The organism is Bacillus sp. OTU530 (genome assembly GCF_038440375.1).
Window position 1 is genome coordinate 18,721 of sequence record NZ_JASATP010000043.1, and the last position, 21,472, is coordinate 40,192.

24 protein-coding genes and 1 riboswitch are annotated in these 21,472 nt (G+C 43.1%); of the genes, 17 read left to right on the forward strand and 7 right to left on the reverse strand.

All coding sequences use genetic code 11. The features are described from left to right. Nucleotides 1-148 precede the first annotated feature (148 nt). The 3 genes from AAHB12_RS23610 (at nucleotide 149) to AAHB12_RS23620 (ending at nucleotide 3,478) form a co-directional block, all read left to right on the forward strand. Entirely contained in the window at nucleotides 149-1,600 is a 1,452-nt protein-coding gene (locus AAHB12_RS23610; RefSeq protein WP_342047486.1) for an o-succinylbenzoate--CoA ligase, read from the forward strand. Further along, nucleotides 1,597-2,709: an o-succinylbenzoate synthase gene (menC, locus tag AAHB12_RS23615; protein ID WP_342047451.1), complete on the forward strand. Its 1,113-nt coding sequence runs from the start codon at nucleotides 1,597-1,599 to the stop codon at nucleotides 2,707-2,709. The genes AAHB12_RS23610 and menC overlap by 4 nt, the downstream gene beginning before the upstream one ends. 205 nt (nucleotides 2,710-2,914) lie before the next feature. Further along, on the forward strand, nucleotides 2,915-3,478 hold the full coding sequence (locus AAHB12_RS23620; protein ID WP_342047453.1) for a beta-class carbonic anhydrase: 564 nt from the start codon (nucleotides 2,915-2,917) through the stop codon (nucleotides 3,476-3,478). Here the strand turns inward: AAHB12_RS23620 and yidD are convergent. Then, the gene (gene yidD / locus AAHB12_RS23625) at nucleotides 3,475-3,705 is read right to left on the reverse strand and encodes a membrane protein insertion efficiency factor YidD (RefSeq protein WP_205650994.1); all 231 of its coding nucleotides are present in this window, start codon (nucleotides 3,703-3,705) and stop codon (nucleotides 3,475-3,477) included. The two genes, AAHB12_RS23620 and yidD, sit on opposite strands and share 4 nt — an antisense overlap. A gap of 125 nt (nucleotides 3,706-3,830) precedes the next feature. Here yidD and AAHB12_RS23630 point away from each other — a divergent pair, with 125 nt between their 5' ends. Next, nucleotides 3,831-4,304 carry an S-ribosylhomocysteine lyase gene (locus AAHB12_RS23630; RefSeq protein ID WP_129730670.1) on the forward strand — a complete coding sequence of 158 codons (474 nt, stop codon included), beginning with the start codon at nucleotides 3,831-3,833 and terminating at the stop codon, nucleotides 4,302-4,304. On the opposite strand, the gene ytzI is transcribed toward AAHB12_RS23630, so the two are convergent. Further along, a complete protein-coding gene (ytzI, locus tag AAHB12_RS23635; RefSeq protein ID WP_129730668.1) occupies nucleotides 4,301-4,459 on the reverse strand; it encodes a YtzI protein in 159 nt (52 codons plus the stop codon). The two genes, AAHB12_RS23630 and ytzI, sit on opposite strands and share 4 nt — an antisense overlap. A 407-nt stretch (nucleotides 4,460-4,866) precedes the next feature. On the opposite strand from ytzI, the gene AAHB12_RS23640 reads away from it, so the two are divergent. Then, nucleotides 4,867-5,181 (forward strand): hydrolase, encoded by a 315-nt coding sequence (locus tag AAHB12_RS23640; RefSeq protein ID WP_129730666.1) that lies wholly within the window; start codon nucleotides 4,867-4,869, stop codon nucleotides 5,179-5,181. Nucleotides 5,182-5,258: 77 nt separating this feature from the next. Further along, nucleotides 5,259-5,768: an RNA deprotection pyrophosphohydrolase gene (ytkD, locus tag AAHB12_RS23645; protein WP_342047455.1), complete on the forward strand. Its 510-nt coding sequence runs from the start codon at nucleotides 5,259-5,261 to the stop codon at nucleotides 5,766-5,768. 185 nt (nucleotides 5,769-5,953) lie between these two features. Here the strand turns inward: ytkD and AAHB12_RS23650 are convergent, their stop codons facing one another. The 4 genes from AAHB12_RS23650 to pckA form a co-directional block, all read right to left on the reverse strand. Then, the gene (locus AAHB12_RS23650) at nucleotides 5,954-6,721 is read right to left on the reverse strand and encodes an ABC transporter permease (protein WP_446715603.1); all 768 of its coding nucleotides are present in this window, start codon (nucleotides 6,719-6,721) and stop codon (nucleotides 5,954-5,956) included. A 34-nt stretch (nucleotides 6,722-6,755) separates the two neighbouring features. Then, nucleotides 6,756-7,523, reverse strand: coding sequence for an ABC transporter ATP-binding protein (locus AAHB12_RS23655; protein WP_129730660.1), 768 nt, complete (start codon nucleotides 7,521-7,523; stop codon nucleotides 6,756-6,758). Between the two features lie 12 nt (nucleotides 7,524-7,535). Continuing rightward, nucleotides 7,536-8,534 (reverse strand): ABC transporter substrate-binding protein, encoded by a 999-nt coding sequence (locus tag AAHB12_RS23660; RefSeq protein WP_129730658.1) that lies wholly within the window; start codon nucleotides 8,532-8,534, stop codon nucleotides 7,536-7,538. A 221-nt stretch (nucleotides 8,535-8,755) separates the two neighbouring features. Continuing rightward, nucleotides 8,756-10,342, reverse strand: a complete 1,587-nt coding sequence (gene pckA / locus AAHB12_RS23665; protein WP_342047489.1) for a phosphoenolpyruvate carboxykinase (ATP) — start codon at nucleotides 10,340-10,342, stop codon at nucleotides 8,756-8,758. Between the two features lie 302 nt (nucleotides 10,343-10,644). Continuing rightward, nucleotides 10,645-10,754, forward strand: a riboswitch (SAM riboswitch). 142 nt (nucleotides 10,755-10,896) lie between these two features. On the opposite strand from pckA, the gene metK reads away from it, so the two are divergent. From metK to AAHB12_RS23680, 3 genes are all read left to right on the forward strand, one after another. Then, entirely contained in the window at nucleotides 10,897-12,096 is a 1,200-nt protein-coding gene (gene metK, locus AAHB12_RS23670; RefSeq protein ID WP_129730656.1) for a methionine adenosyltransferase, read from the forward strand. Nucleotides 12,097-12,888: 792 nt separating this feature from the next. Beyond that, the gene (locus AAHB12_RS23675; protein WP_342047457.1) at nucleotides 12,889-13,710 is read left to right on the forward strand and encodes a DUF2785 domain-containing protein; all 822 of its coding nucleotides are present in this window, start codon (nucleotides 12,889-12,891) and stop codon (nucleotides 13,708-13,710) included. A gap of 118 nt (nucleotides 13,711-13,828) precedes the next feature. Then, a complete protein-coding gene (locus AAHB12_RS23680) occupies nucleotides 13,829-14,035 on the forward strand; it encodes a hypothetical protein (RefSeq protein WP_342047459.1) in 207 nt (68 codons plus the stop codon). A 172-nt stretch (nucleotides 14,036-14,207) separates the two neighbouring features. On the opposite strand, the gene AAHB12_RS23685 is transcribed toward AAHB12_RS23680, so the two are convergent. After that, nucleotides 14,208-14,714, reverse strand: coding sequence for a hypothetical protein (locus tag AAHB12_RS23685; RefSeq protein ID WP_342047461.1), 507 nt, complete (start codon nucleotides 14,712-14,714; stop codon nucleotides 14,208-14,210). A 206-nt stretch (nucleotides 14,715-14,920) separates the two neighbouring features. On the opposite strand from AAHB12_RS23685, the gene AAHB12_RS23690 reads away from it, so the two are divergent. The 8 genes from AAHB12_RS23690 to moaD all read left to right on the forward strand — a co-directional run bounded on the left by AAHB12_RS23690 (nucleotide 14,921) and on the right by moaD (nucleotide 21,465). After that, nucleotides 14,921-16,246, forward strand: coding sequence for a NarK family nitrate/nitrite MFS transporter (locus AAHB12_RS23690; RefSeq protein WP_342047462.1), 1,326 nt, complete (start codon nucleotides 14,921-14,923; stop codon nucleotides 16,244-16,246). Nucleotides 16,247-16,677: 431 nt separating this feature from the next. Beyond that, nucleotides 16,678-17,700 carry a GTP 3',8-cyclase MoaA gene (moaA, locus tag AAHB12_RS23695; protein ID WP_342047464.1) on the forward strand — a complete coding sequence of 341 codons (1,023 nt, stop codon included), beginning with the start codon at nucleotides 16,678-16,680 and terminating at the stop codon, nucleotides 17,698-17,700. 14 nt (nucleotides 17,701-17,714) lie between these two features. Next, the gene (locus AAHB12_RS23700) at nucleotides 17,715-18,224 is read left to right on the forward strand and encodes a MogA/MoaB family molybdenum cofactor biosynthesis protein (protein WP_342047465.1); all 510 of its coding nucleotides are present in this window, start codon (nucleotides 17,715-17,717) and stop codon (nucleotides 18,222-18,224) included. Beyond that, the gene (locus AAHB12_RS23705) at nucleotides 18,221-18,793 is read left to right on the forward strand and encodes a molybdenum cofactor guanylyltransferase (protein WP_342047491.1); all 573 of its coding nucleotides are present in this window, start codon (nucleotides 18,221-18,223) and stop codon (nucleotides 18,791-18,793) included. Before AAHB12_RS23700 ends, AAHB12_RS23705 begins: the two co-directional genes overlap by 4 nt. A gap of 228 nt (nucleotides 18,794-19,021) precedes the next feature. Beyond that, the gene (locus AAHB12_RS23710) at nucleotides 19,022-20,287 is read left to right on the forward strand and encodes a molybdopterin molybdotransferase MoeA (RefSeq protein WP_342047467.1); all 1,266 of its coding nucleotides are present in this window, start codon (nucleotides 19,022-19,024) and stop codon (nucleotides 20,285-20,287) included. Then, a complete protein-coding gene (gene mobB / locus AAHB12_RS23715; RefSeq protein ID WP_342047468.1) occupies nucleotides 20,278-20,787 on the forward strand; it encodes a molybdopterin-guanine dinucleotide biosynthesis protein B in 510 nt (169 codons plus the stop codon). Before AAHB12_RS23710 ends, mobB begins: the two co-directional genes overlap by 10 nt. Next, entirely contained in the window at nucleotides 20,780-21,235 is a 456-nt protein-coding gene (locus AAHB12_RS23720) for a molybdenum cofactor biosynthesis protein MoaE (protein ID WP_129730634.1), read from the forward strand. The genes mobB and AAHB12_RS23720 overlap by 8 nt, the downstream gene beginning before the upstream one ends. Continuing rightward, nucleotides 21,232-21,465, forward strand: a complete 234-nt coding sequence (gene moaD / locus AAHB12_RS23725; protein WP_129730632.1) for a molybdopterin converting factor subunit 1 — start codon at nucleotides 21,232-21,234, stop codon at nucleotides 21,463-21,465. The genes AAHB12_RS23720 and moaD overlap by 4 nt, the downstream gene beginning before the upstream one ends. Nucleotides 21,466-21,472: the final 7 nt, after the last annotated feature.

Sequence of the window (21,472 nt, forward strand, 5' to 3'; positions counted from 1 at the left end):
TGGAAGCCAGTCGGCGTAGTCGGAAATTTTAGGAATAAAGTATAAGTGCAACTACGCCGCTGTCTTCGCCCAAGAGCGGGGCTCGCCAATCGGCGTGTTTTCGTTACTATCAAAATTTTACCGCAATCCGTAGAAAGGAGTGATGATGATGGAGACAATGCCAAATTGGCTCAAGCAACGAGAATTTTTAACACCGGATCGCATTGCTCTTGAAACAGAGAGGGAGCGGCTGACATTTCGGGAGCTTCATCAAAGAGTTGCTTCACTTGCCGGTAAGCTATGCAGCGCTGGAGTTGAGAAAGGAAGCCAGGTTGCAGTTTTAATGCGTAACAGCATGCAAATGGTGCTGACAATTCATGCCTTAGCCTATGTCGGAGCGACTGCTGTGCTGCTAAATACGAGGCTCTCAGAGGAAGAGCTTGCCTGGCAAATGAACGATGCTGAAGTGTCCCTTTTGCTAACAGACGAGGCTCTTCGGCATTATGGGAGACATGTGACTACATATACAATAGGGGAGCTCTCCTCCCTTCAGGAGCAACCTTATGTTATACAAGAGGATTTTTATTCGGATACCGTCATGACGATCATATACACATCCGGCACGACAGGGAACCCAAAGGGTGTATTGTTGACATATGGAAACCATTGGAGCAGCGCTGTCGGTTCTGCGCTTAATATAGGGTTTCGGGAGAATGATTGCTGGCTTGCCTGTCTGCCTTTTTTTCATGTTGGAGGTTTGTCGATTCTGCTGAAAAGTGTTATATACGGCATGCGCGTTGTACTTATGGAGAAGGTCGATGCAGCCGCCCTAAATCAAGCAATTCAAGAAAGGGGCGTTACGATCATTTCCGTTGTAACGAAGGTGCTTACAGATATGGTGCGCGGTCTTGGGGAGAATACGTATCCAAAGGCGCTGCGTTGCGTGCTTCTTGGCGGTGGGCCCGCTCCGAAGCCTTTGTTAGAGGAGTGTATGAAAAAAGATATCCCTGTATACCAAACGTATGGTATGACAGAGACCGCTTCGCAAATTTGTACTCTGTCCTCGGATTATATGCTAACAAAGGTGGGTTCAGCGGGTAAGCCGTTATTTTTCTGTCAACTACGGATCGAAGCAAACGGAGAGGCAGCTCCTGCAAATGTACCAGGGGAAATTGTTGTTAAAGGGCCGAATGTCGCAAAGGGGTACTTTAAGCGAGATGTGCAGCTAGAGGAGGGTTGGCTGCGAACGGGTGATATTGGCTACGTGGATCAGGAAGGATTTTTGTATGTACTTGATCGCCGGAGTGACCTGATTATCTCTGGAGGAGAGAATATTTATCCTGCCCAAATTGAAGAGGTGCTTCTCGCTCATCCAGACGTAGAAGAAGCAGGCGTTGTTGGACGAAAGGATGAAATATGGGGACAAGTGCCGGTTGCGTTTGTTCGAAAAGCAGGAACGAGTCCCGTCACGGAGGAGGAACTTCTTGTGTTTTGCGACAAAAGGCTGGCCCGCTATAAGGTTCCTCGGGAGATTCAATTTGTAGACGAGCTGCCGCGCAATGCTTCCAATAAGCTGTTGCGTCGCGAACTGAAGAAAAAGGTCGAGGGAGAATTCGTATGAACATTAAGCGAGTCACGCTCCATATTACGGAAATGAAGCTCGTTTTTCCTTTTGCAACAAGCTACGGAACATATCGGGAGCGGGAGAGTATTTTAATTGAAATAGAGGATATGGACGGCTGCATTGGCTGGGGAGAGGTCGTTGCCTTTTCGCAGCCATGGTATACGGAGGAGACTGTTCAAACCTCCTTACATATGTTACGTGAATTTCTTGTTCCAAGCTTACTGGGGAGGACTATTGAACATCCAAGCGAGCTGCCTCAGCTATTTTCAAATGTGAAGCGAAATCGTATGGCAAAGGCAGGACTTGAAGGGGCTATTTGGGATATATATGCACAGCATAAAAATCAACCGCTCGCAGCAGTGCTTGGCGGGGTACGAAGCGACATTGAAGTAGGAGTAGTAATTGGAATCGATACGTTGCCGCACATGCTCCAGCAAATTGAACGCTATGCTGCGGAGGGGTATCAAAGATTTAAAGTGAAAATTAAACCAGGGTATGATTCTGAGCTGCTGCAAGGGATTCGTCAGGCGTTTCCAAATCTCCCTCTCATGGCTGATGCTAACTCGGCTTATACACTGCAAGATAAGGATCAGCTAAAGAAGCTTGATGATTTCGGACTGATGATGATTGAACAGCCGTTAGCTGATGATGATATTTTGGATCATGCATTGCTGCAAAAAGAGCTGCAAACACCCATTTGTTTAGATGAGAGTATTCATTCTCTTGAAGATGCCCGCGTGGCGATCACGCTTGGAAGCTGCCGCGTTGTAAATATTAAGGCGGGGCGAGTGGGAGGATTGACCGAGGCGATTCGTATTCATGATTATTGCCAAGCTCATCATATTCCAGTTTGGTGCGGGGGGATGATTGAGACCGGCATATCTCGTGCTCAAAATGTGGCGCTTGCGGCTCTCCCAAATTTCACGATTCCGGGTGATATCTCTGCATCTTCACGCCATTGGGAAGAGGATGTGATTATTCCTGACATAACATTGTCCGATGGAAGAGTGCCTGTATCATCTGTGCCGGGTCTCGGGTATAAGGTGAACCGGAAAAGGCTAAGGAATATCACAATGCAAACAATCGTACTTGAAAATCACTCATGAGTAAGTTCGACTTCTTCCCATACCATCTGATTTGTTGTATAGTGAAGAAGTGAGCATTTTTTGTCGAAAGTGTTACAGAATCTTGTGAATCATGGTGTTTTTTGTCAGCTGTAAAAAGTAGAGGGTCAGTTCTTAGCTATTTTTAACCTCTTCCTCTTGACTTGTTTTCAAGCAAGGGAAGATTAAATAAAGGAGGAATTAATGTATGAGTTTATTACATGAAGTGTTAACTTTTAACGAGAAGTTTGTGCAGGAGAAGGAATATGAGAAGTTCCAAACAGATAAATATCCTGAGAAAAAGCTCGTTATTATTTCCTGCATGGATACGAGACTTGTTGAGCTTCTTCCAAAGGCAATGAACATTCGCAATGGGGATGTTAAAATTATAAAGGTGGCTGGAGCGGTTATTGCCCATCCATTTGGTAGTATTATGCGCAGCGTCCTTGTTGCTTTATACGAGCTTGGCGCTGACGAGGTATGTGTTATCGGCCATTACGATTGCGGTATGGCAAGTCTGCAAGCAGAAAAGACAATCGAGAAAATGAAGGCTCGCGGTGTTTCAGAAGAGAAACTGGATACACTTCGCTTTTCAGGCATTGATTTAGAGCGCTTCCTACATGGCTTTGAAAATGTAGAAGATAGCGTGAAGCATAGTGTCGATATTATCCGCCAGCATCCATTAATGCCAGAGGGCATACCGGTTCATGGCTTGGTTATTGATCCGAAAACAGGACGTCTTGATTTGGTTACGGACGGGTACAAAGCCTAATGATATTTTTCCGTTTTTTCCGGCACAGGGTCAAAGCCGCCTGGATGAAACGGATGACATTTACAAATACGTTTGATTGTGAGCCAGCCTCCTTTTGCCGCGCCGTGACGGCGGATTGCCTCTAAACCATAGTGTGAGCATGTGGGATAAAAACGGCATGACGGCGGCTTTATCGGAGAGATTACGAGCTGATAAAAGCGAATCAGTGCGAGAAGCATAGATTTCATGGGCTGGCTCCTTTTCATTGTCATTATTTTAGACAGTATTCTTTACTAAAATCCAACTTTCAAATATCATTATGGAGTGTATGTGAATACAATGCAGCACATCCAGAAAAAAGGAGGATTTGATTATGCCATCAGTAGAAAGCTTTGAGCTTGATCATAATATTGTAAAAGCGCCCTATGTGAGACATTGCGGTGTTCACCATGTAGGGAGCGACGGCGTTGTGAATAAGTTTGATATTCGCTTTTGTCAGCCGAATAAGCAGGCGATGAAGCCGGATGTTATTCATACATTAGAGCATTTGCTTGCTTATAACTTAAGAAAGCATGTAGAAAAATACGGTCATTTTGATATTATCGATATTTCTCCAATGGGATGCCAAACAGGCTTTTATCTTGTTGTCAGCGGTACGCCGACTGTTCGTGAAATCATCGATTTATTAGAAGACACGATGAAGGACGCGGTTGAAATAGTAGAGGTTCCAGCTGCAAACGAAACGCAATGTGGGCAGGCTAAGCTTCATGACTTAGAAGGTGCAAAGCGTCTTATGAATTTCTGGCTACAACAAGAAAAAGCCGAGTTGGAAAAAGTATTCGGTTAATGACCTGAGGGTTTATCCTCGTCTTGTTTTACATAAGGGCTATCTTCGGCACGATCGACAGAGTGTTTGTAAGAGTAGCCCTTATTAATTGTGACAACAGATAAAAGCAGCACAACAATCACAACTATTACAGCAATAACTAGTATATGAAACATTCCTCTCTCCTCCCCTTTCCTGCTTTAAAGGATAAGAATGTATTTCTTTTTACACTGTAGGAGTATAAAATTCCAGCAAGAAGCCATTCGACATAATCGGAAATTTTAGGAATACAGCGTAAGTGCAGCTACACCTCTATCTTCGCCAATCGGCGAGTTTTCTTTACAAGCAAGATAAGAAAGTATAACTTTTCGGGGTGATATCTAGCTCCCAAGGCCCGCCTTTTTTCAGTTATTGGCCTTCCCTTTTCTTTGAGACAGCGAAACAGGCTTTTCTTACATAGTACCATGTCCGCAGCGTTCTGCATATTTCTTGTATGAATTAGGAACAATTAGGAATAGAGACATTATCAGCGCGATGGCACTGTTTAAGGAACCGTAGTATTTCGCAAAGTGAGGGATAATAAATGGAGAAACAAACATACTATGTATCGATTGCAGACGGTGAGATTTCTAAGGTGAAATCCGCGAATACGTACAGCTTTGAAATTCAAGCAAGCGATATAGAAATTGTGCAGCTTCGTCAATATTTCGATGAAGCATATCAGGCAGATTTAAAAACCTTTGTTAGATCACATATCCCATTCCTTGAGTATCATCATGACCCAGAAAACCATGAATATGACGATAGCCTTCAAAAAGCATATCAAATGATTTATAGCCTGAGCAATCAGGAGACACAAGAAATCATCGCACAATTGGGCATTATAGACGGACTGTAATAATAGGCATAGGCGCGAAGAATGTGCTACAATTTGTGGTAAGAAAAATTCGCCACAATTGTTAGGGGAGCGTGTGAATGTACACTTTTAAAGATTATTACCACAATACAGTACAGTTATCCTTTGAAGATCGTCCGTTTTCCCATGAACCTAAGCATGTATGGGTTGTTTGCCGGCGTGGAGATGAGTGGCTGCTGACGCATCATTTACGACGCGGATTAGAATTTCCGGGTGGAAAAGTAGAGGACGGAGAGAAACCTGAAGAAGCCGCTGTACGTGAAGTGCGGGAAGAAACAGGCGGGATTGTATCCTATTTGCAATATATAGGACAATATAAGGTCTCAGGAAGGGATAAAATTATTATTAAGAATATTTATTTTGCTACAATTAGCGATTTGCAGGATCATACACATTACAATGAAACAAACGGATCTGTTCTGCTTAAGAAGATACCGGATGACATTAAAGAGGATAAGCGCTTTAGCTTTATTATGCGCGACGATGTGCTGCGGCACAGCCTGGCGTATATTCAAAAACATTGTTTACATGGCACAGGGATGCTAGAGAGCAAAGTACAGGAATTCTAAAGCAGATATATATCTATATACAAACAGACCGAGTCATTTATAGGCTAGGTCTGTTTGTATTACATTGTAGGAAGCATAAATTCTCAGCTAGAAGCGAATTTGACGCAGTCGGAAATTTTAGGATTACAGTGTAAGTGCAACTACGCCTCTGTCTTCGCCAATTGGTGAGTTTTCTTTACATATATTCATTCGATATGTTGACTTAATATACGTTCAAACCACTCGACAAGCACATACATAACAGTAGCCAATACGCATGTAAGCAAAACGCTCATAAGAACAAGGGTAAAGTTGAATACTTGAAAGCCATAGCTAATTAAGTATCCTAAACCTTGCTTAGAAACAAGAAGTTCACCAAAAATAACGCCAACCCAAGAAAGACCAACGTTTACCTTTAAGGTTGAAATAATGATTGGCAATGAAGCAGGAAGGATAACCTTCTGATAGCATTGCCATCTATTAGCGCCGAATGTTTGCAGCACCTTTAAATAATTTGGGTCCACCTCACGAAATGCAGAGTAAATAACAAGAATTGTGATGATGATGGAAACGATCACACCCATGGCAATGGAGGATGTAATGGTCGGTCCGAAAATAACAATAATAATTGGCCCGAGTGCTACCTTTGGCATGGCATTTAATACGACGAGATACGGATCAAGAACCTTAGCAAGAAACGGTAAGGCCCATAATATCGTTGCAATAAGTGTTCCGAGGGCAGTACCAAGAAGAAAGCCAGTAAATGTTTCTAGAAGCGTCGTCCAAATATGAGGATATAATGAGCCATCCAGTAGTTTGTCAGCCAGCATGTTAAAAATCCTGGAAGGGGAGCTGAAAAGCAGCGGGTCAATCCACTGGCTGCGGCTTCCGATCTCCCAAAGAACAAAGAAGATAACTAATATGAAAGCCTGTAACAATGCGATGGCTCGCCTTTTCTTTTGTTCTTTTTGTATATACGCTCGATGCAGGAAGGATAAATCTAAGTTTTTATACTTCAAGTTTTTCCAGCTCCCTCCATATAGATTGAAATAGATTCCTGAATTTTGGATGCTGGCGTGCCTGAAATGGAGAAAGTAAACGAATATCTTCTGGGACGAGAATGGTTTTAGCAATACGGCCGGGATTGGTGTGGAGCAAGAAAATGCGGTCACTCATAGAAATAGCCTCTTCGATATCATGAGTGACAAGGATAGCTGTTTTTTTAAACTGCTTCAGCAAGGTGCACACGAGTTCCTCCAGCTTGATTTTGGTTTGATGGTCTAGAGCTGAGAATGGTTCATCTAGCAGCAGTATTTTGGGATTGGTGGCAAGTGTACGCACGAGCGCCACTCGTTGGCGCATACCGCCTGACAACTGGCGCGGATACAGCGTCTCGACATTTTTGAGTCCAACTTCACTAAGCAGCTTCAGTGCTTGCAGCCTTTTGTCTTCATTATATGCCTTAGTAATGCGAAGACCCGTCATGATATTTTCCTCGATTGTTTTCCATGGAAACAAGTAGTCCTGCTGGAGCATATAGCCGATTGAGGAGGTCGGTCTCCATACACGCTCTCCCTCAATCTCAATGGTTCCTTCTAGCGGCCGAAGCAATCCGGCGATGATCGAGAGAAGAGTTGTTTTGCCGCAGCCGCTTGGTCCTAAGAAAGAAATGAATTCTCCCTGCTCCACCTGAAGATGAATATCAGCCAGCACGAGCCTCGCTTCCTTGGCATCGAAAAAGCAATGGTATAAATTTTGGATCGTCAAAAAGCTCATGCGGAATCACTCCTATTGATTAATGACATTTTCCGCAATCGAAGTGTCCACTAATATGTCATATGGCACTTCTTTTGGCAGTTCTCCAGCTTCCTTCATAATACTTTGCAGGTTGTTCCACTCTTCTGTATCTAAAATCGGATTTGTTGCATAAGAGTTTTGGTTTTTATAGCGCTCAATGACCTTAACGATAATATCCTGTGGTGTATCCTCGAAGAGTGGTGTTACTACTTTTGCGATTTCTTCCGGACTATGTGTATCCACCCATTGCTGCCCTTTATAGAGGGCTCTTGTGAATTTTTCGATGACCTTCTTGTTATCTTTTAAGTAGCTTTCTTTTGTCATAAAAGATGTATAGGGAACTTTACCGGATTCCTTGCCAAAGGATGCTACGATATAACCTTTTCCTTCTTTTTCGAAAATACTTGCGGTTGGTTCAAATAATTGAACGAAGTCACCTGTACCAGAAGCAAAGGCGTTTGCAATATTGGCAAACTCAACGTTTTGAATTAAAGTTAAATCTTGCTGCGGGTTGATCCCGTATTTCTTCAAGACGTATTCCCCAACCATTTGCGGCATACCGCCTTTTCTTTGCCCCAAAAATACACTTCCCTCTAAGTCGCTCCAGTTAAAGGAGTCGAGTTTCTTGCGGGAAACGAGAAATGTTCCATCTGTTTGTGTGAGCTGTGCAAAGTTAATAACAGGATCTTTCGCCCCTTGATTATACACATAAATCGATGTTTCCGAACCAACGAGAGCAATATCAATGCCATTTGAGAGAAGCGCAGTCATTGTTTTGTCGCCGCCAGCTGTTGTTTGTAAATCAATGTCCAGACCCTCATCTTTGAAATATCCATTTTGTAACGCCACATATAATGGTGCGTAGAATAAGGAGTGTGTTACCTCTCCGACACGAACTTTTTGCATATTTACTTGTTTTGTTTGATTGCATGCGACAAATGTAAAGAAGCTTAACATTATAATTGTTAATACGCTAACCAGCTTTTTCATAGATGCACCTCCTAAAGTAAGCCTATTTTACTGTATGTGAAAAAACGCCCATATGTGAGCGCCTAGAAAAATTTTTGCTTGTCCCAGAACGGAAATAGCCAAGATTGTATTAGAAAAAGAGCAGCCACGATAGGCTGCTCTTTTTCTAATATAATTCGTTTCCAACAAGCCAAGGTTTTGTTAGAAGAGTAGGCTTTCCCTAAGCGGTATGAGACAACAGGTTACATCATGGGACCGCCAAGCTTCACGATACGCTCAGGAACCGTTTTGAACTTTTTGAAGTTTTCTTTGAATTGTGCCGCAAGCTTTAATGCTGTTGCCTTGTAGGCAGCTGGATCAGCCCATGTTTTTTTCGGTGTTAAGACATCATCTGGTACACCTGGCACATGAAGTGGAATGTCTAGACCGAAAATATCGTCTTTCACCGTTTCCGTACGGTCGAGCTCACCGCTTAGCGCGGCCTGCACCATTGCACGCGTATACGCAAGATTCATTCGTTTTCCAGTTCCGTATTCTCCGCCCGTCCAACCAGTATTCACAAGGAATACCTTTGCCCCGTGCTTTTCAATCTTTTGACCAAGCATATCTGCGTAGCGGGATGCATGTAATGGCAGAAACGGGGAGCCAAAGCATGTTGAGAAGGTCGCCTGCGGAGATGTAACACCGCGTTCTGTACCGGCAAGCTTACTTGTGTAGCCGCTTAAAAAATGGTACATGGCTTGCTCCTTTGTTAATTTACTGATAGGAGGCAGTACGCCAAATGCATCCGCGGTTAAAAAGACAATTGTATTCGGATGACCGGCAACACTTGGAAGTACAATATTTTCAATTGCATCAATCCGATACGCGGCACGTGTATTCTCTGTTAAGGAGGTATCATTATAATCTGCAAATCTAGTATTCTCATCTAACACAACATTCTCTAATACAGAGCCGAAAGTAATCGCGTCGAAAATTTGAGGTTCCTTCTTGCGGGATAGGTTTACGCATTTTGCATAGCAGCCGCCTTCAATATTGAATACGCCGTTGTCAGACCAACCGTGCTCATCATCACCGATTAATTTACGGTTTGAATCGGCAGACAAGGTTGTTTTTCCTGTACCGGATAAACCAAAGAATAGTGCAACGTCTCCTTCTTCCCCTACATTGGCCGAGCAGTGCATAGAAAGGATATCTTTCTCTGGAAGTAAATAGTTCATAATGGAGAAGATGGATTTCTTCATTTCTCCTGCATATTCTGTACCTCCAATCAGTACAATCCGCTTTTCAAAGGAAATGATAATGAATGTCTCCGATTTTGTTCCATCGAGTGCTGGGTCTGCTTTGAATGTCGGAGCAGACACGATGGTGAATTGTGCTTCGTGGTTTGCAAGCTCCTGTGTTGTCGGGCGGATGAATAGCTGCTGGGCAAATAAGTTGTGCCATGCGAATTCATTTACAACCTGGATGGGAAGGCGGTAGTTACGGTCTGCGCCAGCAAAGCCCTTGAATACGAAAAGCTCCTCTTTTTCTCTTAAATGCTCCAGTACCTTTGTGTATAAGTGGTGAAAGGTTTCTTCAGCAATTGGCTGGTTCACTACGCCCCAGTCAATTTTATCCTTGACGGATGCTTCGCTGACAATAAATTTGTCCTTGGGAGAACGCCCTGTATATTTTCCGGTTGAAACAGAAACAGCACCTGTTGAAGTTAGGCTTCCTTCTTCTCGGATTAAAACCTTTTCTACCAATTGCGGTACGCTTAATTGAACATGTGCATTGCTTCCGTTTAATAGTTCATTTAACCCGATTTGGACATTCACAGTATTCATCATCAAAACCATCCTTTGTTTGAATTATAGAAAAATATCTCACATTACCCATAAAAAGTATAACACATTGTTTTAAATAGTGTATACTATTTATTGGTTTATGTTTGTGTGTTTACACTTTTTGGGGATTTTTCCTGTTATAAAAATTGATCAAGATGTTATTAGATGAATTGGTGTGTACTATTATTCGTTTTAGAATACATGTACCAACACATAATAAGCAGGATTTTTTTGCTGAAATTTAAGGGGAATGAATTGACAAAGTAGTGTTATTTCTATACTATAGCTTTAAGACGGATACTCTCTTATCCCGAGCTGGCAGAGGGACAGGCCCTATGAAGCCCAGCAACCTGACCGAAAAGGTAAAGGTGCTCAACCTGATGCAAGGCAGCAATGCTTTGAACGATAAGAGTGAAAGGCAAGAAATGACACATTCAACCTTTCCTCAGATGGAAAGGTTTTTTATTTTGCTTTCTTGGGAATTTTAAGAATGTCGTATGACAATTTAATTTAGGGATGAGTTCCGTACATAATAGATTAGGGGAGGTTTACCAATGACAAACAAGCGTCGTCTTTTCACGTCCGAGTCTGTAACCGAAGGGCATCCGGACAAAATTTGTGACCAAATTTCAGATTCTATTTTGGATGCGATTTTAACAAACGATCCAAACGCACGTGTAGCTTGTGAAACAACGGTAACAACAGGTTTAGTGCTAGTAGCTGGTGAAATTACAACTTCTACATACGTGGACATTCCAAAAATCGTTCGTGAAACAATCCGTGAAATTGGCTATACTCGTGCAAAGTACGGCTTTGATGCTGGAACATGTGCGGTATTAACTTCTATCGATGAACAGTCTGCTGATATCGCAGCGGGTGTAGATAAAGCGCTGGAAGCGCGTGAAGGCTCTATGTCTGACGAAGAAATCGAAGCAATCGGTGCTGGTGACCAAGGTTTAATGTTTGGTTTTGCATGTAACGAAACGAAAGAGCTTATGCCTCTTCCAATCTCTCTTGCACACAAGTTATCCCGCCGTTTAACAGAAGTGCGCAAGGATGATACATTACCGTACCTTCGTCCGGACGGTAAAACACAAGTAACGGTTGAATACGATGAAAATGGAAAGCCGGTTCGCGTTGATACAATCGTTATTTCCACGCAGCACCATCCAGAAGCAACGCATGAGCAAATCGAGCGTAATCTTAAAGAATATGTAATTAAGCCAGTTGTTCCAGCTGAGCTTGTTGATGAGAATACAAAATACTTTATTAACCCAACAGGCCGCTTCGTAATCGGTGGACCGCAAGGGGATGCTGGTTTAACAGGCCGTAAAATCATTGTTGATACATACGGCGGGTATGCTCGCCATGGCGGCGGTGCGTTCTCCGGTAAGGATCCTACAAAGGTAGACCGTTCTGCAGCATATGCCGCTCGTTACGTTGCGAAAAACATCGTAGCAGCAGGGCTTGCGGATAAAGCGGAAGTACAGCTTGCATACGCGATTGGTGTAGCGCAGCCAGTATCTATTTCTGTTGATACATTTGGAACAGGAAAAGTGTCTGAGGATGTATTGGTTGATTTGATTCGTAAAAATTTTGACCTTCGTCCAGCAGGTATCATTAAAATGCTTGATTTACGTCGCCCGATTTATAAGAAAACAGCAGCGTACGGTCACTTTGGCCGCAACGAGCTTGACCTTACTTGGGAGCGTATAGACAAAGCTGATACGCTTCGTCAGCAAGCAGGGGTATAATCATGAAAAAGATCTATGCAGCGCATGGGTCTTTTTTATTTGAAAAAGTATAAATTTCCGGCTAGAAGTGAGACGTAGCCGGAAATTTTAGGAATACAGTATAAGTAGAGCTACGTCAATCAGCTACACGATCAACACGGGCTGTTCGGTTCCCTGTAGTTGTGAAAAAAAGGAATGAGTGCATCGTTTCTTTTCCTCAAACAATAAGCCTGCAGATGCATTTTCTGTTCGTTCCCTTTGTGGAGCATAACCAGTGTAAAGGGGAAAGGAAGGATGGACTGCAATGATTAATAAAATTGCGTGTTTGTTTTGGCTGCTTTGTCTGAGTGTATTCTTAAGCGGGGTGGTTTGGACTACCTCCAAAGGATCCGAACATGAAAGAATTATGCATTCTGTTGTACATAAAGTACAAATACAAAGGATGTATGATACGAGGATATATGATACACAGCTATAAACTAGAGAGCAACAGCAGAATGACAAGTGCATTCGGATACAATTCCATCACATATGTGTGAAAAGCCTTGGGTCAAAGAACGTGACTCAAGGCTTTTATTACACTTTAAGAAAGTATAAATTTCTAGCTAGAAGCCAATTCGACGTAGTGAGAAATTTTAGGAATACAGTATAAGTAGGGCTACGCCTCTGTTTTCGACCAAAGGCAGGGCTCGCCAGTCGGCGGGTTTTCTTTAGTGAAACGAGTAGCATTGTTCTGGCTGTATGTTATATGCTTGAAAGGTGTTATACATAGCAAAGATCGATCTACAATTGTGTAAAGGGCGGGAGATAAAAATGGAACAAGATACTGTACAGTCTGAGCTTCGCCTCATTCGAGATCACAGGTACGCGGTGCCTGATGATACGGATGCTTATCCGTATACGCAAATAATTATGGAGGAAATTGGTTCAACTGATGCTGATTTCCGTGAGTTGATTTATGAGGTGTTAGCAAGCTGGATTGCAAACGGGGTGTTTCGTCATAAGGAGCTAAGAGGCCTATTGCTTCAAGCGTTAAGTCCAGATTATTTATTGTATGGAATTGGTGAGGATGGAACAGATTCTGTGTTTCGGCGAGCTGCTTCTGCTTCTATTTTGGCTGCTATTCTATCTTTTCATGAACGTGATCCGTTTTTATCAGAGGAGCAGCTAGAGAGTGTTGCCGAGCAAATGATAGAGTATCTGTATTTGGAACAAGATGTAAGAGGATATATAAAAGAAAAAGGAAAAGCACAGGCTGTTGTGCAGGCAGCTGATGCTCTTGCTGCAATTGCTCGTTGTTTAACAAAGGAGCAGGCATCTCTTGCATATGCGATGTTAGAGGTGATTAAGGAAAAGGTGTGTCAGGGAGAGCAAGTGTATGCTCATTTCGAAGATGAGCATTTTGTACGTGTGGTACTTGCGCTTTGGGAAAAGGGACTTATTAATGAAATGTATATGGCAGCTTGGATTGTAAACTTTGTTGAGCTAGAAGAGGCAGTGCAGCCGGCTCGAGATATTGTAACGCAAAACATCAAGATGTTTTTGTGCAGCTTATATTTTCGAGTAACAGATGATAATATTGCATCCATGTTACGTGAGACGTTGCAGCAGCTAAGATTACGGGAGCATGAATGAAAGGAAAGACTGTTCCTGCTAAATGGGACAGTCCTTTTTAAATATTTACAGTATTATGAAAAGCAGGACCTGGTAAGCAAAAAAGGGCTTCTAATGTATAGCTAATATTGGAGTGTGTATGATGAAGAAAATCTCTGGCTATGGTTATTGGATTGTATTAGTGATTGTTGCGGTTGCTCCACTTCAATCGATTTATCAATGGATAACAAATAGACAAAATTTTAAAACACCGGATTATCTCTCCCTAGGATTTGGAGTAGTTGGTTTTTTAGCTATGTTTTATTTGATCGTTGTTATGCAAAAGGCTAAGAAGAAACAGATGTAAATCGTTTTATTTATAGAACCGATGAAAATCCCCGCTTGGCGGGGATTTTTTTACACTGTAGGAAAGTATAAGTGCAACTACGCCTCTGTCTACGCCTCTGTCTACGCCTCTGTCTACGCCTCTGTCTTCGCCTCTGTCTTCGCCTACCGGCTCGCCAGTCAGCGAGTTTTCTTTAAAATCTCTGCTCCGCCTCTAATACAAGCGCCTCCCCATGAAGGGTTGCTTCCCCTTCTGAAGTAAGTAATGTGCAGCTTGTAATTGCAAATGCCTCTCCTTCCTTGCTCATTTCATACTCCAATAAAATACCGCTTTCAAGAAGTTCGCTGTTCGCGTATACATGGACATATTCTCCTTGAGAGGAGTGCAATTTTTTCTCATGTAAAAAGCGGCTCCACTCATCCCAGTTTGTTACGATGTAAGCAGGGGTGCCATCTTGCAAATAGCCGAGCATGCTGCCTTTATCGAAGATGCGTCCATTTATTTTTTCTGCCAGTATAATAAGAAAACGATGGATTAAGGCGTATTGTGCGTATGATAGCTTTTCGGAAAAAGAAACAGAAACCTCCTTCGTTTCCTCACGTACCTCTATCGTAACCAATTTATCTAAAGCGCTTGTGGTAAGCGCTTGGATATACTCCGCGGGATTGCCAGTCTGATATGTAATTCTCGTCTTTAACATCGTAAAGCCCCCTTCATTACTATTGTAATTTTATTATGGCTTACTGGTGATGAATATTCTGTGAACATGGTCACAGGTAAGCCTGATTTTGTGATAAATATCACATTTCTTTTTCTGCAACCACTATAAGATAAAAGCATAGAGAGCGCACTCCATACTATCAAAATTGAAATGAAAATAACTCAAATGCAGAGAGGGGAATGTATATGGCCACTGTTGTAGAGAAACAGTTTAAGAAAAAACAAGGTCGTATCGGTGCTAACTGGGATCCTGAAAACCCAACATTTTGGGCAGCGGAAGGAAGGCGCCATGCGACAAGAAATCTTTGGATCTCTGTTCCAGCGTTAATGCTTTCTTTTATTGTTTGGCAAATTTGGTCTGTTGTTGCAGTAAGATTAAATGATATCGGTTTTGCCTTTTCGCAAGAGCAATTATTTACATTAGCGGCAATTCCGGGCCTTGTCGGCGCAACACTTCGTTTCGTATATACGTTCGGTGTGGGACAGTTTGGGGGACGTAACTGGACTGTATTCTCTACAGCTATTCTCGCAGTTCCGGCAATTGGAATTGGAGTGGCGGTGCAAAATCCAGACACGCCATATTCCACTATGCTTCTATTAGCAGCGCTTTGTGGACTTGGCGGCGGAAGCTTTTCTTCTTCTGTTGCAAATATTAGCTTCTTCTTCCCAAAAAAAGAAAAAGGCACAGCACTTGGTATTAATGGCGGTCTAGGAAACATGGGTGTCTCCGTCGTACAGTTTGTTACACCTTTAATTATTACAACAGGCACATTCGCAGCAATTGGCGGCGAAGGGCAAGTATTGCAAAATGGTCAAGAGCTTTGGCTGCAAAATGCAGCATTTATTTGGGTCATTCCAATTATCATTGTAACGCTTGCAGCATTGCTCGGAATGGATAATGTTCCGGGGGTGAAGCAATCTCCAGCTGCACAATTTGTGATTGTAAAGCGTAAACATACTTGGATTATGACTTGGTTATACGTTGCAACATTCGGTTCCTTTATTGGGTATTCTGCAGCATTTCCGTTATTATTAAAAGCACAATTCCCTGAAAAATTATCGCTTGCCTTCTTAGGTGCATTGTTAGCAGCAGCAGGTCGTCCGATTGGCGGCTGGATTTCTGATAAATTTGGCGGCTCTAGAGTAACGGCATTTACGCTTGTTGTGATGACAATCGGGGCGCTAGGCGTTATTCATTTCTTGGCTCAAAAGGATTTTAATGGCTTTTTAGCATCCTTCCTTGTATTATTTGTGGCAGCGGGTATTGGTTCTGGCTCTACATTCCAAATGATTCCAAACATCTTTCCTGTTAAAGAAGCTGCACCAGTACTAGGATTCACAGCAGCGTTTGCAGCTTACGGCTCCTTCTTTATTCCGAAATTGTTTGGATGGTCTGTAGAAACGACAGGAACACATGCAACAGCGTTCTACGTTTTTATCGTCTTTTATATCATTTCCTTTGGTTTAAATTGGTATTTCTATCAAAGGAGGAATGCGAAAATAAAATGTTAATGCTAAAGGGAAAGAAGTACTCTTTCCCTTTTTTTTCAATGTAAGAAAGCATAAATTTCTAGCCCGATGCCAATTCGACGTAGTCGGAAATCTTAGGAATATAGTGGGGGTGTGTCAGATTTTCTCACGCAACAAAAAGGGGATTTTTGGATTGCTATCTAGCTCCCATGGCTTACTTCTTCACAAAATAACTTCAACACCAAAGGAAAAAGGCGCCTTCTGTGGTGAAAATAAAGGGAAAGCCTCCATGAAGGATTAATTTCGCTAAAGCCGTGCATTTTATGCAAAGGATGTTTTACTGCGGGAGTAAAAGCGGGATGTAGCCGCTTTTCTTAATAACTACAACGTTTATGTTGGAATTTCTAACGTTTCAGCGTTACAATAAAAGATGTTCTAACAAGAGTAAGAGTGACAGAAAGGAGAGCGCTGCGATGGAAGAGAGAAAAGTACAGGATACGCATAAACGTTCGCTCCGTGATTTGCGCATTTCAGTGACAGACCGCTGTAACTTTCGTTGCATTTATTGTATGCCGATTGAGGAATTTGGTCCGAATCACTGTTTTATGCCGCGTGAGCAACTGCTCACCTTTGAGGAAATCACTCGGCTTGCCAAACAATTTGTCCGCCTTGGTGTAGAAAAGATTCGCTTGACTGGAGGAGAGCCTCTCCTTCGCAAGGATTTACCCGTGCTCATCGAGATGCTTGCAGCAATTGATGGAGTGAAGGATTTGTCTCTTACAACAAATGGTCTTTTGTTAAAGAAATATGCACCGATTTTAAAGCAAGCGGGTATCCAAAGGATTAATGCGAGCCTTGATGCGCTCGATAATGATATATTTACGAAGATGAACGGAGTAGGTGTTCGTTCCGAGAGAGTATTAGAAGGAATTGAGGCAGCCGTGCAAGCCGGGTTAAAAGTCAAGGTTAACATGGTCGTGAAAAAAGGTATGAATGATTCGCAAATATTGCCGATGGCCCATTTCTTCAGGGAAAAGGGAATTACACTTAGATTCATTGAATTTATGGATGTAGGTTCAACGAATAATTGGAAGCTTGATGAGGTAATTACAAGCAAACAAATTCACGATATGATTCATAGCGAGACGCCGATTGAGCCTATTGCTCCTGATTATGCAGGAGAGGTAGCGAAGCGGTATCGTTATGTAGGTACTCAAGCAGAAGTTGGTTTTATTTCTTCTGTATCCGCAGCTTTTTGTTCTTCGTGTACACGTGCACGTTTATCGGCTGATGGTCACCTATACACATGTTTGTTTGCCGAAAAGGGCACGCCGCTTCGTGAGTTTATCCGTTCCGGTGCTTCAGATGAGGAACTGTTTGCAACAATATGCGGGACATGGGAAAAGCGTGATGATCGTTATTCTGAGGAGCGGTCCTCCTATTATGAGCAAGGAAAACAAAGAAAGCCGATTGAAATGTCGTATATCGGCGGGTAAGAAGGGGATAGTGTATGAGCGTACAAGAGCATAAAAGACGAGGAGCGGAGCATGTTCGCTGTAAGGTGATTACAATTTCGGATACAAGAACAAAGGAAACGGATAAAAGCGGCGCTGCTATGATTGGACTGCTGGAAGAGAACGGGATAACTGTCGGTGCTTACGAGATTGTAACAGATGACAAAGAAAGCATTCAGCAGGCTGTGTTGTCCGGCTGCCATGATCCTCATATTGATGTCGTTCTTACAAACGGCGGTACAGGTATTACGCGAAGAGATGTAACGATTGAGGCAGTGCGTGAACTCATTGAGAAAGAAATTGTAGGGTTTGGCGAATTGTTTCGGATGCTAAGTTACACGGAGGATATCGGCAGTGCAGCGATCATGAGCCGTGCGATTGCCGGTACGATTGATAGAAAGGCAGTGTTTTCCATGCCAGGCTCTACAGGTGCTGTCCGTCTTGCGATGAATAAGCTTGTTTTGCCGGAACTTGGGCATGTTGTATGGGAATTGAACCGTCAATGAGGACGGTTGGCATTGTTTTAGCTGGCGGACAGTCACACCGATTTGGGGAACCGAAGGCGCTTCAACATTGGAAGGGGAAGTCATTTCTAACCTATTCTATTGATGCGCTGCAGCCTAGCGTAGATGAAATTGTCGTGATTAGTCATCTTAAGGAACTAGTTCATCTACCTGGGGTTGTTGTCCGCGAGGATTTGGAAGAGTATAGCGGGATGGGGCCCCTTGCTGGTATTTTAACCGGAATGGAAGCATCAGCCGGCGATTGGTATATTGTCTTGCCTTGTGACGTTCCGCTTGTAACAAATGAAATTATAATGAAAATAGTCGGCAGAGTAGAGGAAAACGTGGATGCGGTTGTTCCGATTGTAGCGGGACGGATACAACCATTGTTCGCATGCTATCACAAAAGTGTAAAAGAGAAGCTGGGGTTGCTTTTACAAGAAGGTAAACGAAGCATGAAGGAGCTTCTTTCTCTATGCACAGTTGCGTACGTGAAAGAGGAAAGGCTAGGAATAGACACGCGAGCGTTCGTAAATGTGAACACGAAGGAAGACTATATGAATTTACCATGAGCCGATTTCGTATGAAGGGATCGGCTGTTTCTTTACACTTTAAGATTGGATAAAGGGCCAGCTAGAAGCGAACTCGACATAGCAAGAAATTTAAATGATAATACGTGCAAAAGTAAATCAATGCACGTATTCCGAACGCTCCCGTCTTCATAAGCATGGGATAGGATGTTTTCTTGGCTAAGGAGATAAAAGATAATACAATACAAATAGGACAAAGGGGTGGTTCTAGTGACACTGTTTCGAAAGCCAATTCCGATTGAAGAAGCGTTGATAAAGCTGATGCAGTTTCCAAAACAAATAGAAGAAGAATACATAGAATTAACAGCGAGTGCGGGCAGGGTGTTGTCCCGTGATGTGTATGCACCTCACCCGGTTCCTTGGTTTATTCGTTCTCCGTATGATGGCTATGCGGTTCGGGCAAGTTCAACTAAGGAAGCAGGAGAACACAATCCAATTTGGCTGGAGCTCCTCGGGATTGTGGCTGCTGGTGATGTGTGGCATGGTACATTGCAAGAAGGACAGGCAGTCAAAATTATGACAGGCGGTGCTGTTCCTGACGGGGCAAATGCTGTAATTATGCGTGAACTTACAAAGGAAGAGGAGCGGGATGGGAAGATATTCGTTCAGCTAAAACGAAAGCTTAAAGAAGGCGAAAATATTTCCAGCGTTGGAGAAGATATAGAAGAAGGAACGCGTCTCCTTACGAAAGGGACGTATATTAATGCTGGCGTTATCGCGTTATTAGCGACCTTTGGATATGAGAAGGTTCCTGTTACCCGGAAGCCCAAGGTTGCGATTATTGCAACGGGAAGTGAGCTTCTTGGCACAGATGAACCACTTATGCCAGGGAAAATCCGCAATAGCAATGGTTTTATGCTTTACATGCAGGCGCTCCGCAGCGGTGCTGAACCGATTTCCTTCGGCGTTGTGAAGGATACATTTGAACAAACGTTAGAGACGGTGCGAGCAGCGCTGAAGGCAGCAGATATTGTCGTGACTACAGGCGGTGTTTCTGTTGGGGATTTTGATTATATACCAGCTGTTTATAAGGAGCTTGGTGCAGAGCTTCTATTTAATAAAATTGCGATGCGCCCAGGAAGTGTGACGTCGGCAGCGGTATTAGGAGATCAGCTTCTCTTTGGGTTATCAGGTAATCCATCCGCTTGCTATGTTGGATTTGAATTGTTTACAAGACCGGTAATTCGGACGATGCTTGGCATGGAGAATGTCTATTTGCAAAAAGTAGAGGCAACGCTAAAGCAGGATGTGTTAAAGGCGAACCCATTTACGCGGTTTGTGAGAAGCAAGCTGTCCTTTGAGGGAGGCCGCTTGTACGTTCAACCATCAGGGAAGGATAAATCTAATATTGTTTCCTCACTCCCAGGAGCGGACTGTTTTATGGTTCTGCCGGGCGGTACAAGAGGCTGGCAGGCAGGAAGCATGGTTGAGGTTGTGCTGATTGAGGGGCAGGATGGTATGAGGGAATGGAAGTGAGACCTGTCATCTTGCAAATTGCCGGCTATCAAAATAGCGGCAAAACAACAGTAGCGGAACAGATTATCTCTTCTTTGACGAAGGAGGGCTTACGTGTTGCTTCTTTTAAGCATCACGGTCATGGCGGAAAACCAGCCCTTCCTGAGGGGAAGGATTCGACACGTCATATGCATGCGGGTTCGCTTGCTGCTGCGGTAGAGGGAGACGGAACATTTGCGATAACGATTCAGGATGAACAATTTCAATTAGAGCAGTGGATAGAGCTATGCGATTCCATTAACATCGATGTGTTGCTCATAGAAGGATATAAAGAGAAGCCGTATGAAAAAATTGTCTGCATTCGCAGTGAGGAAGATCGGAAGTTATTACGGCTTTCTAATGTTATTGCGGTTATATCGTGGATACCAATTGAGAGCGATTTTCCTGTTTTCTCCGTTCAGGAGGAGGAACTGTATTGTACATGGATGAGCGGCTATTTAAGGAGGAAGAGGCATGTTTGAAATTATAGCATCTCCTATTTCTGCTCAGGAGGTAACGGAGCAGGTGATGCACCGAAATGCTGGTGCGGTTGTAAATTTTATCGGTACGGTGCGCGAGATTACGAAGGGCAGAAAAACTTTATATTTGGAATATGAAGCGTATGTTCCAATGGCAAAGGCGAAGCTGGAGCAAATCGGCAGGGAAATAGCAGAAAAATGGCCAGGAGCAAAATCTGCAATTGTGCATCGCGTTGGCCGCTTGGAAATTGGTGAAGCAGCGGTTGTGATTGCTACGTCTTCTCCTCATCGCGCCGATGCATATGAAGCAAACCGGTATGCGATTGAGCGGATTAAAGAAATGGTTCCAATTTGGAAGAAGGAGCATTGGGAAGATGGCGAGCTCTGGATCGGCAATCAGCAAGGAACGATTTCATATGAAAATGGCAAGCCTGAGGTGAATGAAGGATGATTACAGTATTATTATTCGCTCATTTACGTGAGCAATTCGGCACACGTGATTTGCAAATAGAGGAAAATTCAATAACAGTAGCAGATTTAAGAAAGCAGCTGGAGGAGAAGTACGAATTCTTGGATACGAAAAGCATCATGATTGCGGTAAATGAAGAATTTGCTGATGATGAGGATGTTATTCAAGCTGGTGATACAGTGGCACTGATTCCACCGGTAAGCGGGGGATAAGGGGGAA

What these genes read in the sequence shown, in the direction of transcription:
- AAHB12_RS23610 (WP_342047486.1), top strand. Translation starts at nt 149, where the DNA reads ATGGAGACAATGCCAAATTGGCTCAAGCAACGAGAATTTTTAACACCG.
- menC (WP_342047451.1), top strand. Translation starts at nt 1,597, where the DNA reads ATGAACATTAAGCGAGTCACGCTCCATATTACGGAAATGAAGCTCGTT.
- AAHB12_RS23620 (WP_342047453.1), top strand. Translation starts at nt 2,915, where the DNA reads ATGAGTTTATTACATGAAGTGTTAACTTTTAACGAGAAGTTTGTGCAG.
- yidD (WP_205650994.1), bottom strand. Translation starts at nt 3,705, where the DNA reads ATGAAATCTATGCTTCTCGCACTGATTCGCTTTTATCAGCTCGTAATC.
- AAHB12_RS23630 (WP_129730670.1), top strand. Translation starts at nt 3,831, where the DNA reads ATGCCATCAGTAGAAAGCTTTGAGCTTGATCATAATATTGTAAAAGCG.
- ytzI (WP_129730668.1), bottom strand. Translation starts at nt 4,459, where the DNA reads ATGTTTCATATACTAGTTATTGCTGTAATAGTTGTGATTGTTGTGCTG.
- AAHB12_RS23640 (WP_129730666.1), top strand. Translation starts at nt 4,867, where the DNA reads ATGGAGAAACAAACATACTATGTATCGATTGCAGACGGTGAGATTTCT.
- ytkD (WP_342047455.1), top strand. Translation starts at nt 5,259, where the DNA reads ATGTACACTTTTAAAGATTATTACCACAATACAGTACAGTTATCCTTT.
- AAHB12_RS23655 (WP_129730660.1), bottom strand. Translation starts at nt 7,523, where the DNA reads ATGAGCTTTTTGACGATCCAAAATTTATACCATTGCTTTTTCGATGCC.
- AAHB12_RS23660 (WP_129730658.1), bottom strand. Translation starts at nt 8,534, where the DNA reads ATGAAAAAGCTGGTTAGCGTATTAACAATTATAATGTTAAGCTTCTTT.
- pckA (WP_342047489.1), bottom strand. Translation starts at nt 10,342, where the DNA reads ATGAATACTGTGAATGTCCAAATCGGGTTAAATGAACTATTAAACGGA.
- metK (WP_129730656.1), top strand. Translation starts at nt 10,897, where the DNA reads ATGACAAACAAGCGTCGTCTTTTCACGTCCGAGTCTGTAACCGAAGGG.
- AAHB12_RS23675 (WP_342047457.1), top strand. Translation starts at nt 12,889, where the DNA reads ATGGAACAAGATACTGTACAGTCTGAGCTTCGCCTCATTCGAGATCAC.
- AAHB12_RS23680 (WP_342047459.1), top strand. Translation starts at nt 13,829, where the DNA reads ATGATGAAGAAAATCTCTGGCTATGGTTATTGGATTGTATTAGTGATT.
- AAHB12_RS23685 (WP_342047461.1), bottom strand. Translation starts at nt 14,714, where the DNA reads ATGTTAAAGACGAGAATTACATATCAGACTGGCAATCCCGCGGAGTAT.
- AAHB12_RS23690 (WP_342047462.1), top strand. Translation starts at nt 14,921, where the DNA reads ATGGCCACTGTTGTAGAGAAACAGTTTAAGAAAAAACAAGGTCGTATC.
- moaA (WP_342047464.1), top strand. Translation starts at nt 16,678, where the DNA reads ATGGAAGAGAGAAAAGTACAGGATACGCATAAACGTTCGCTCCGTGAT.
- AAHB12_RS23700 (WP_342047465.1), top strand. Translation starts at nt 17,715, where the DNA reads ATGAGCGTACAAGAGCATAAAAGACGAGGAGCGGAGCATGTTCGCTGT.
- AAHB12_RS23705 (WP_342047491.1), top strand. Translation starts at nt 18,221, where the DNA reads ATGAGGACGGTTGGCATTGTTTTAGCTGGCGGACAGTCACACCGATTT.
- mobB (WP_342047468.1), top strand. Translation starts at nt 20,278, where the DNA reads ATGGAAGTGAGACCTGTCATCTTGCAAATTGCCGGCTATCAAAATAGC.
- AAHB12_RS23720 (WP_129730634.1), top strand. Translation starts at nt 20,780, where the DNA reads ATGTTTGAAATTATAGCATCTCCTATTTCTGCTCAGGAGGTAACGGAG.
- moaD (WP_129730632.1), top strand. Translation starts at nt 21,232, where the DNA reads ATGATTACAGTATTATTATTCGCTCATTTACGTGAGCAATTCGGCACA.